Below are 10,087 nucleotides of genomic sequence, written 5' to 3' on the forward strand. Positions count from 1 at the left end.
TCCTTGTTTCGGTATGTATATAGTGTAATTCATTTCCTTACGCTACTTTTTTATTCTTTTCATACCAGAGCGTTTAAAGACATGAATTAAGCTTTTCTTTAATTCTTCATATGTCATCTCTGCACAAGGCTTCCTTGCTATTATAACAAAATCTTTTCCAGAATCTATCTCATCTTTTAATTCTGTGATCGACTGGCGAATCATACGTTTAATTCGGTTACGCACTACTGCATTTCCTATTTTCTTGCTGACAGAAAGGCCAATGCGAAAGTTTGGCTGCTCTCCCTTATCTAGTTGATAGACAACAAGCTGACGGTTAGCATTCGATTTTCCTTTTTGAAAAACCGTCTGGAATTCATCATTCTTTTTTATACGATATTTTTTCTTCATATCAATTGACACTCCTGTAGTTCATCAGTGGAAATTCACTATTATTAGAAAAAAAGACCACTGAACGATCAGTGGTCTACGCAGATAATACTTTTCTTCCTTTACGACGACGAGCTGCTAGCACTTTACGTCCGTTCGCTGTGCTCATACGGCTGCGGAAACCATGTACTTTGCTGCGCTTACGTTTATTTGGTTGGTAAGTTCTTTTCATTATATGACACCTCCCTGAGGAATATCTGTTAAAGACAGTCCTATAAATTATAGTTAATCAACTAGGAAAATGTCAATGGTTCTCGAAATTTTCATCAAATATTCATTTTGAACCTATTCACATACTTTTTCACAGACCCTATATTTCCTTGTGGATAAATGTTTTTTCTCGGTTTTTATATCCACAAACCCCTTTCGTACTTTTACACAGTATATCGTGTTGTGGACAAGTTTATTCCACAAGGTATTGATTTTGTGGATAACTTTCTTAAATTCATTGCTATAGCTACTTTTTTTTGATATTATAGTTGTGTTTTCACTTTGAATAAGTTTTCCACACCTTTATCTTATCCACAATTTGTGCATAACATGTGGACAGTTTTAATCACATGTGGGTAAATGCTTATCCACATTTGCTTTTTTTGTCGAAAACCCTATCTCATATACAAACGACGTTTTTAGGTTTTAAAATACGTTTCGTATAAATATACATTTTATATTTATTTAGGTTGTACATTTGTTGCGCAACCTTATTCTTTTACCATCTTAGTAAAGGAGGGACACCTTTGGAAAACATCTCTGATTTATGGAACAGCGCCTTAAAAGAACTAGAAAAAAAGGTCAGTAAACCAAGTTATGAAACATGGTTAAAATCAACAACCGCACATAATTTAAAGAAAGACGTGTTAACAATTACAGCTCCAAATGAATTCGCTCGTGATTGGTTAGAATCTCATTATTCAGAGCTAATTTCGGAAACACTTTATGATTTAACGGGGGCAAAATTAGCTATTCGCTTTATTATTCCCCAAAGTCAAGCTGAAGAGGAGATTGATCTTCCTCCTTCTAAACCAAATTCAGCACAAGATGATTCTAATCATTTACCACAGAGCATGCTAAATCCAAAATATACGTTTGATACATTTGTTATTGGCTCTGGTAACCGTTTTGCTCACGCTGCTTCATTGGCCGTAGCCGAAGCGCCAGCTAAAGCATATAATCCCCTCTTTATTTACGGGGGAGTTGGACTCGGAAAGACCCATTTAATGCATGCAATTGGTCATTATGTAATTGAACATAACCCAAACGCAAAGGTTGTATATTTATCATCAGAAAAATTTACAAATGAATTCATTAATTCTATTCGTGATAATAAAGCGGTCGATTTTCGTAATAAATACCGTAATGTAGATGTTTTATTGATAGATGATATTCAATTTCTAGCAGGAAAAGAACAAACTCAAGAAGAGTTTTTCCATACATTCAATGCATTACACGAAGAAAGTAAACAAATTGTAATTTCAAGTGATCGGCCACCAAAAGAAATTCCAACTTTAGAAGATCGTCTTCGTTCTCGCTTTGAATGGGGACTCATTACGGATATTACGCCACCAGATTTAGAAACACGAATTGCAATTTTACGTAAAAAAGCAAAGGCTGAAGGACTCGATATACCAAATGAGGTTATGCTTTATATTGCAAATCAAATTGATTCAAACATTCGTGAACTAGAAGGTGCACTTATCCGAGTTGTAGCTTATTCATCTTTAATTAACAAAGATATTAATGCTGATTTAGCAGCTGAAGCACTTAAAAATATTATTCCAAATTCTAAACCAAAAATTATCTCCATTTATGATATTCAAAAGGCTGTCGGGGATGTTTATCAAATAAAACTGGAAGATTTCAAGGCGAAAAAGCGAACAAAATCAGTTGCCTTCCCTCGCCAAATTGCAATGTATTTATCACGCGAACTTACAGATTACTCCTTACCTAAAATCGGTGAAGAATTTGGTGGACGTGATCATACAACAGTTATCCATGCTCATGAAAAAATTTCTAAGCTGCTTAAAACGGATATGCAATTACAAAAACAAGTTGAAGAAATTAACGATATTTTAAAGTAGTAGCTGAATAGTGTGAATAACTTCCCTTGTTTTACGCACAGTCTATCCACATGTAGATAGACTGTTTTTACATCCTTCAACGGGGTTATCCACATATCCACAGGCCCTATTACTATTACTACTATTTTTTATCTTTATTAATTAAATAAAATATTATACTTACCGGAGGTTTTTCTTTATGCGTTTTACAATACAAAAAGACTATCTTGTAAGAAGTGTACAAGATGTAATGAAGGCTGTTTCTTCTCGTACAACAATTCCGATCCTTACAGGAATTAAAGTTGTCGCTACGGAAGAAGGAGTTACGTTAACAGGAAGCGATGCTGATATTTCTATTGAATCTTTTATCCCAGTTGAAGACAATGGAAAAGAAATCGTAGAAGTAGCACAATCAGGAAGTATTATTTTACAAGCAAAATATTTTAGTGAGATTGTAAAAAAATTACCTAAAGAGACTGTCGAAATTTCTGTGGAAAATCATTTTATGACAAAAATAATTTCTGGAAAATCAGAGTTTAATTTAAATGGTTTAGATTCTGCTGAATATCCATTGTTACCACAAATTGAAGAACATCATGTTTTTAAGATCCCAACAGATTTACTGAAACATATGATCAGACAAACTGTATTTGCAGTTTCCACTTCTGAAACAAGACCAATCTTGACAGGTGTAAACTGGAAAGTATATAACAGCGAATTAACTTGCATTGCTACAGATAGTCACAGGTTAGCTCTTCGAAAAGCAAAAATCGAAGGAATCGCAGATGAATTTCAAGCGAATGTTGTTATTCCAGGTAAAAGCTTAAATGAATTAAGCAAAATTCTAGATGAGTCTGAAGAAATGGTAGATATCGTTATTACGGAGTATCAAGTATTATTCCGTACAAAGCATTTATTATTCTTCTCAAGATTGTTAGAAGGTAATTATCCGGATACAACTCGTTTAATTCCAGCCGAAAGTAAAACAGATATTTTTGTAAATACAAAAGAATTTTTACAAGCGATTGATCGTGCATCTTTATTAGCAAGGGATGGTCGTAATAATGTTGTAAAATTATCAACTTTAGAACAGGAAATGCTAGAAATTTCTTCGAATTCACCAGAAATTGGGAAAGTAGTAGAAGAAGTTCAATGTGAAAAGATGGATGGGGAAGAGTTAAAAATATCTTTTAGTGCAAAATATATGATGGATGCACTAAAAGCTTTAGATAGTACTGAAATTAAAATTAGCTTTACTGGTGCGATGAGACCATTCTTAATTCGTACAGTAAATGATGAGTCCATTATTCAATTAATTTTACCGGTTCGTACTTACTAAGTAAGAAGTAAGGGTTGCTAGTTTTCAGATACTAGTAGCCCTTATTTGATTTTTGGGTATTACTTTCCTAATGTTAGTTTATTTAGTACAATGAAAGAATGAACACTTTCAGAAAGTGAGCGATTTTATGAAACGTATTAAAATTTCAACAGAGTATATTACACTAGGACAATTTTTGAAGTTAGCCGATGTAATTGATACAGGTGGCGCTGTAAAATGGTTTTTACAAGAATATGAAGTGTACGTGAATCAAGAACTTGAAAATAGAAGAGGTCGCAAATTATATGCGAACGATATTATTGAAATTCCAGGAAGCGGAAGTTTCCAAGTTCAGGCATAAAGGGGGAGCCCTTTGTTTATTTCAGAAATACAATTAAAAAACTATCGCAATTATGAAAAGTTAGAGCTTTCCTTTGAAGATAAAGTGAATGTGATTATCGGTGAAAACGCACAAGGGAAAACGAATTTGATGGAAGCTATTTATGTTTTAGCGATGGCGAAATCTCATAGAACCTCTAATGATCGCGAGCTTATCCGTTGGGATGAAGACTTCGGTCAAATTAAAGGGAAATTACAAAAGAGAAATAGTTCTTTGTCTTTGGAATTAAATATTTCGAAAAAAGGTAAAAAGGCAAAATTAAATCAACTTGAACAACAAAAATTGAGTCAATATATTGGCATGATGAATGTTGTCATGTTTGCCCCAGAAGATTTAAATCTTGTAAAAGGAAGCCCTCAAGTAAGAAGACGCTTTTTAGATATGGAATTAGGCCAAATAGCTCCAATCTATTTGTATGAATTGAGTCAATATCAAAAGGTGCTCACGCAACGAAATCACTTGCTGAAAAAGATGCAAGGGAATAGTAAGAATGAGGAAACGATGTTGGATGTATTTACACTTCAACTTATTGAGCATGGTGCAAAAATATTGCAAAAACGGTTTGAGTTTTTGCATTTACTACAAGAATGGGCAGCTCCAATTCATCGCGGTATAAGCCGCGGATTAGAAGAATTAGAAATTGTCTATAAACCAAGTGTAGATGTATCAGAATCAATGGATTTGTCGAAAATAAAAGAAGTATACTATGAAAATTTTCAATCTGTGAAACAACGTGAGATTTTCCGTGGTACGACTTTAATTGGTCCTCATCGTGATGATTTACAATTCTTCGTTAATAGTAAAAATGTTCAAGTCTTTGGTTCGCAAGGACAACAACGAACGACCGCACTGTCCCTAAAATTAGCTGAAATTGAATTGATTTACTCAGAAGTTAAGGAATATCCAATTCTTTTATTGGATGATGTATTATCAGAATTAGATGATTATCGTCAATCGCATCTGTTAAATACAATTCAAGGAAAAGTGCAAACATTTGTGACAACGACGAGTGTCGACGGAATTGAACACGAAACATTAAAAGAAGCGAAAACAATTCATGTAACGAACGGCACGGTAGATTGTGAAATAGATAGGGCGTAATCCCTATTTAAATGGAAAAGTAGGTGATCTTTGTGTCAATGGAACAAAAGCAAATGGAAGAAAACTCATATGATGAAAGTCAGATACAGGTACTTGAAGGATTAGAAGCGGTTCGAAAACGCCCTGGGATGTATATTGGATCTACAAGTGGAAAAGGACTTCACCATCTTGTGTGGGAAATCGTCGATAATAGTATTGATGAAGCACTTGCAGGGTATTGTGATGAAATTAACGTTAGTATCGAAGAAGATAATAGTATTCTTGTAACGGATAATGGACGTGGTATTCCAGTTGGTATACAAGAAAAAATGGGACGTCCTGCTGTAGAAGTTATAATGACCGTTCTTCATGCTGGTGGTAAGTTTGGCGGTGGCGGTTATAAAGTTTCTGGTGGTTTGCATGGTGTTGGGGCATCTGTAGTAAATGCTCTATCAACAGAACTAGAGGTATTTGTACATCGTGAAGGCAAAATCCATTATCAAAAATACGAAAGAGGTATCCCGGTTGCGGATTTAAAAGTCATTGGTGACACAGATCAAACAGGGACGATAACTCGATTTAAACCAGATCCAGAAATTTTTCAGGAAACAATAGTATACGAATTTGATACGTTAGCAACTCGTATGCGCGAATTAGCATTTTTAAATCGTAATATTAAATTAACAATTGAAGATAAACGTGAACATAAACAGAAGAAAGAATTCCATTATGAAGGTGGAATTAAATCATATGTTGAACATTTAAATCGTTCAAAACAGCCAATTCATGAAGAACCTGTATATGTAGAGGGTTCAAAAGATGGTATTCAGGTTGAAGTTGCGCTTCAATATAACGAAGGATACACAAATCATATTTACTCATTTACAAATAATATTCATACGTATGAAGGTGGTACACATGAGGTAGGATTTAAAACAGCCTTAACTCGTGTGATCAACGATTATGGTCGTAAAAATAATATTTTAAAAGATGCGGATAGTAATTTAACTGGTGAAGATGTTCGTGAAGGTTTAACAGCGATTGTGTCAATTAAACATCCAAATCCACAATTCGAAGGACAAACGAAGACGAAACTTGGAAATAGTGAAGCAAGAACAATTACAGAGTCAGTATTCTCAGAGGCATTTGAAAAGTTCTTACTGGAAAATCCGAATGTTGCACGTAAGATTATAGATAAAGGGACGATGGCAGCGCGTGCGCGTGTAGCAGCTAAAAAGGCTCGTGAGTTAACTCGCCGAAAGAGTGCTTTAGAAGTTTCAAGTTTACCAGGGAAATTGGCAGACTGTTCTTCTAAAGATCCAGCAATTAGTGAAATCTATATCGTAGAGGGTGACTCTGCGGGTGGGTCTGCAAAACAAGGACGTGATCGTCATTTCCAAGCAATTTTACCGCTGAAGGGTAAAATTATTAATGTTGAAAAGGCACGCTTAGATAAGATTTTATCAAATGATGAAGTTCGTACAATTATTACGGCGATTGGTACAAATATCGGCGGAGACTTCGCTATTGAAAAAGCACGCTATCATAAAGTTATTATTATGACGGATGCCGATGTTGATGGTGCGCATATTCGTACCCTATTATTAACGTTCTTCTATCGCTATATGCGTCAAATAATTGAGTGCGGTTATATATATATTGCACAGCCACCTTTGTTTAAAGTACAACAAGGTAAGAAAATTCAATATGCTTACAATGATAAGGAACTTGAAAAAATCTTAGCTGAATTACCAGCCCAACCTAAGCCGGGGATTCAGCGTTATAAAGGTCTAGGGGAAATGAATCCAACTCAGTTATGGGAGACGACAATGGACCCAGAAGTACGTTCATTACTTCAAGTTTCACTTCAAGATGCAATTGAAGCGGATGAAACATTTGAAATTTTGATGGGAGATAAAGTAGAGCCACGTCGTAACTTTATCCAAGAAAATGCAAAATACGTGAAAAACCTTGATATTTAAATGGGTAATGACAGGAATCTAAGTATTCCTGTCTTCTACATATAAATCAATGTATGTGTAACGGAAATGTAAGAGGAGGTGCTGGTTGATGTCAGACAATCAACAACAAGCACGAATTCGAGAAATTAATATTAGTCATGAAATGCGTACCTCGTTTTTAGATTACGCAATGAGTGTTATCGTATCTCGTGCATTACCAGATGTTCGTGATGGATTAAAACCTGTGCATCGTAGGGTTTTATATGCGATGAATGATTTAGGAATTACAGCTGATAAAGCGTATAAAAAATCAGCGCGTATTGTCGGTGAAGTAATCGGTAAGTATCACCCTCACGGTGATTCAGCTGTTTACGAGACGATGGTACGTATGGCGCAAGATTTTAGTCAACGTTATATGCTTGTTGATGGGCATGGTAACTTTGGTTCTGTTGATGGTGATTCAGCAGCAGCGATGCGTTATACAGAAGCAAGAATGTCTAAGATTTCTATGGAATTAATACGTGATATTTCAAAAAATACGATTGATTATCAAGATAACTATGATGGTTCTGAAAGAGAGCCAATTGTATTGCCAGCGCGTTTCCCTAATTTATTAGTGAATGGTACGACGGGTATTGCGGTAGGTATGGCAACGAATATTCCACCGCATCAACTTGGTGAAGTAATTGATGGTGTATTGGCACTAAGCCATAATCCCGACATTACGATTGCGGAATTAATGGAGTTTATTCCAGGACCAGATTTTCCAACAGCAGGTTTAATTTTGGGACGAAGTGGGATTCGAAGAGCGTATGAAACAGGTAGAGGCTCTATTATGCTTCGAGCTAAAGTTGAAATTGAAGAGAAGTCAAATGGTAAACAATCTATTCTCGTAACTGAACTACCTTATCAAGTTAATAAGGCGCGATTAATTGAAAAAATTGCAGAATTAGTTCGTGATAAGAAAATTGAAGGTATTACGGATTTACGTGATGAGTCAGATCGAAACGGTATGCGTATTGTTATGGAAGTACGCCGTGATGCCAATGCCAATGTACTATTAAATAATCTATATAAACATACAGCACTTCAAACAAGTTTCGGTATTAATATGTTGTCTCTTGTAAATGGAGAGCCACAAGTACTGAATTTAAAACAAAATTTATATCATTACTTGGAGCATCAGAAGGTAGTAATTCGTCGACGTACTGCTTATGAATTAGAAAAAGCAGAGGCGCGTGCTCATATTTTAGAAGGATTACGAATTGCTCTAGATCATCTAGATGAAGTTATTACGTTAATTCGTAGTTCGAAAACAGCAGATATTGCAAAACAAGGCTTAATGGAACGTTTCGGTTTAAGTGAGAAACAAGCACAAGCAATTTTAGATATGCGTCTGCAACGTTTAACAGGATTAGAACGTGAAAAAATTGAGCAAGAATATCAAGACTTAATGAAGTTAATCGCTGAATTAAAAGCAATCTTAGCAGATGAAGAGAAAGTTCTTGAGATTATTCGTGAAGAATTAACGGAAGTAAAAGAACGCTTCAATGATAAGAGACGAACGGAAATTACAATTGGTGGCATGGAATTTATTGAAGATGAAGATTTGATTCCAGAACAAAACATCGCTATTACGTTAACTCATAATGGTTATATTAAGAGGTTACCGGCTTCTACGTACAAAACACAGAACCGTGGTGGACGTGGTGTGCAAGGAATGGGAACAAATGATGATGATTTCGTAGAGCATTTATTAACTACTTCTACGCATGATCACATTTTATTCTTTACTAATAAAGGGAAAGTATACCGTACGAAAGGATATGAAATCCCAGAGTATAGTCGTACAGCAAAAGGTATACCTATTATTAACTTATTAGGTGTAGATAAGGGTGAATGGATTAACGCCATTATTCCAATTCGTGAATTTGGTGATGATGAATTCTTATTCTTCACAACAAAACAAGGTATTTCTAAGAGAACGCCACTTTCATCATTTGCAAATATACGTACGAATGGTTTAATCGCCATCTCTCTTCGTGAAGAGGATGAAGTAATATCTGTACGTTTAACATCTGGTGATAAGGATATTATTGTAGGAACAAGCAATGGTATGTTAATTCGCTTTAACGAGCAAGATGTGCGTTCTATGGGACGTAATGCGGCTGGTGTAAAAGCAATTACATTAGGTGATGAAGATCAAGTTGTAGGCATGGAAATTGTCGAAGAGGATGTAAATGTTCTAATCGTAACGAAAAATGGTTATGGAAAACGTACACCTATTGATGAATACCGTCTACAAAGCCGTGGTGGTAAAGGTCTGAAGACTTGTAATATTACAGATAAAAACGGTAAATTAGTAGCTGTTAAATCTGTAACAGGTGAAGAAGATATCATGTTAATTACGGCAGCAGGTGTTATTATTCGTATGCCAGTTGATCAAATCTCTCAAATGGGACGTAATACACAAGGTGTTCGTCTAATTCGATTAGAGGATGAGCAAGAGGTAGCGACGGTAGCAAAAGCACAGAAAGATGAAGAAGAGGAATCTAATGAAGAGGTTTCTTCTGAAGAATAAGAGGGGGATTTTTCCTCCTCTTATTTTTTTATAATAATACTTGCATAGCAATGGAAAACTCTATATAATAGGCAGAGTCAGCAAATGAGAGATACAAATTATCTTAAAAAACTTGTTGACGAAAATAATATACTATGATATATTATGAAAGTCGCTGAAACGCGATGTTGAACTTTGAAAACTAAACGAAACAAACAACGTGAAACGTCAATTTTTATTTTTAGATGCTAGACAAACTAACTTTATTGGAGAGTTTGATCC

At 35.2% G+C, this 10,087-nt stretch carries 8 protein-coding genes; 6 read left to right on the top strand and 2 right to left on the bottom strand.

Going from position 1 to position 10,087, the window contains the following annotated elements:
- Positions 1-42: 42 nt before the first annotated feature.
- Together rnpA and rpmH are read right to left on the bottom strand one after the other, a co-directional pair.
- Positions 43-390 (bottom strand): ribonuclease P protein component, encoded by a 348-nt coding sequence (gene rnpA / locus RBB48_RS08015; protein WP_000731505.1) that lies wholly within the window; start codon positions 388-390, stop codon positions 43-45.
- A 76-nt stretch (positions 391-466) separates the two neighbouring features.
- Positions 467-601 carry a 50S ribosomal protein L34 gene (gene rpmH / locus RBB48_RS08020; RefSeq protein ID WP_000831901.1) on the bottom strand — a complete coding sequence of 45 codons (135 nt, stop codon included), beginning with the start codon at positions 599-601 and terminating at the stop codon, positions 467-469.
- 565 nt (positions 602-1,166) lie between these two features.
- Between rpmH and dnaA the strand changes: the two genes are divergently transcribed.
- The 6 genes from dnaA to gyrA all read left to right on the top strand — a co-directional run bounded on the left by dnaA (position 1,167) and on the right by gyrA (position 9,826).
- Entirely contained in the window at positions 1,167-2,507 is a 1,341-nt protein-coding gene (gene dnaA, locus RBB48_RS08025) for a chromosomal replication initiator protein DnaA (RefSeq protein WP_306007504.1), read from the top strand.
- Between the two features lie 178 nt (positions 2,508-2,685).
- Positions 2,686-3,825 carry a DNA polymerase III subunit beta gene (gene dnaN, locus RBB48_RS08030; RefSeq protein WP_087981847.1) on the top strand — a complete coding sequence of 380 codons (1,140 nt, stop codon included), beginning with the start codon at positions 2,686-2,688 and terminating at the stop codon, positions 3,823-3,825.
- A 127-nt stretch (positions 3,826-3,952) separates the two neighbouring features.
- Entirely contained in the window at positions 3,953-4,165 is a 213-nt protein-coding gene (gene yaaA / locus RBB48_RS08035; protein ID WP_000821366.1) for a S4 domain-containing protein YaaA, read from the top strand.
- Positions 4,166-4,177: 12 nt separating this feature from the next.
- Positions 4,178-5,305, top strand: a complete 1,128-nt coding sequence (recF, locus tag RBB48_RS08040; RefSeq protein ID WP_000470742.1) for a DNA replication/repair protein RecF — start codon at positions 4,178-4,180, stop codon at positions 5,303-5,305.
- Positions 5,306-5,343: 38 nt separating this feature from the next.
- Positions 5,344-7,266, top strand: coding sequence for a DNA topoisomerase (ATP-hydrolyzing) subunit B (gene gyrB, locus RBB48_RS08045; RefSeq protein WP_000435974.1), 1,923 nt, complete (start codon positions 5,344-5,346; stop codon positions 7,264-7,266).
- Between the two features lie 88 nt (positions 7,267-7,354).
- On the top strand, positions 7,355-9,826 hold the full coding sequence (gene gyrA, locus RBB48_RS08050; RefSeq protein WP_001282859.1) for a DNA gyrase subunit A: 2,472 nt from the start codon (positions 7,355-7,357) through the stop codon (positions 9,824-9,826).
- Positions 9,827-10,087: the final 261 nt, after the last annotated feature.

It is taken from the genome of Bacillus sp. MMSF_3353, assembly GCF_030733445.1.
Lineage (GTDB): Bacteria > Bacillota > Bacilli > Bacillales > Bacillaceae_G > Bacillus_A > Bacillus_A wiedmannii.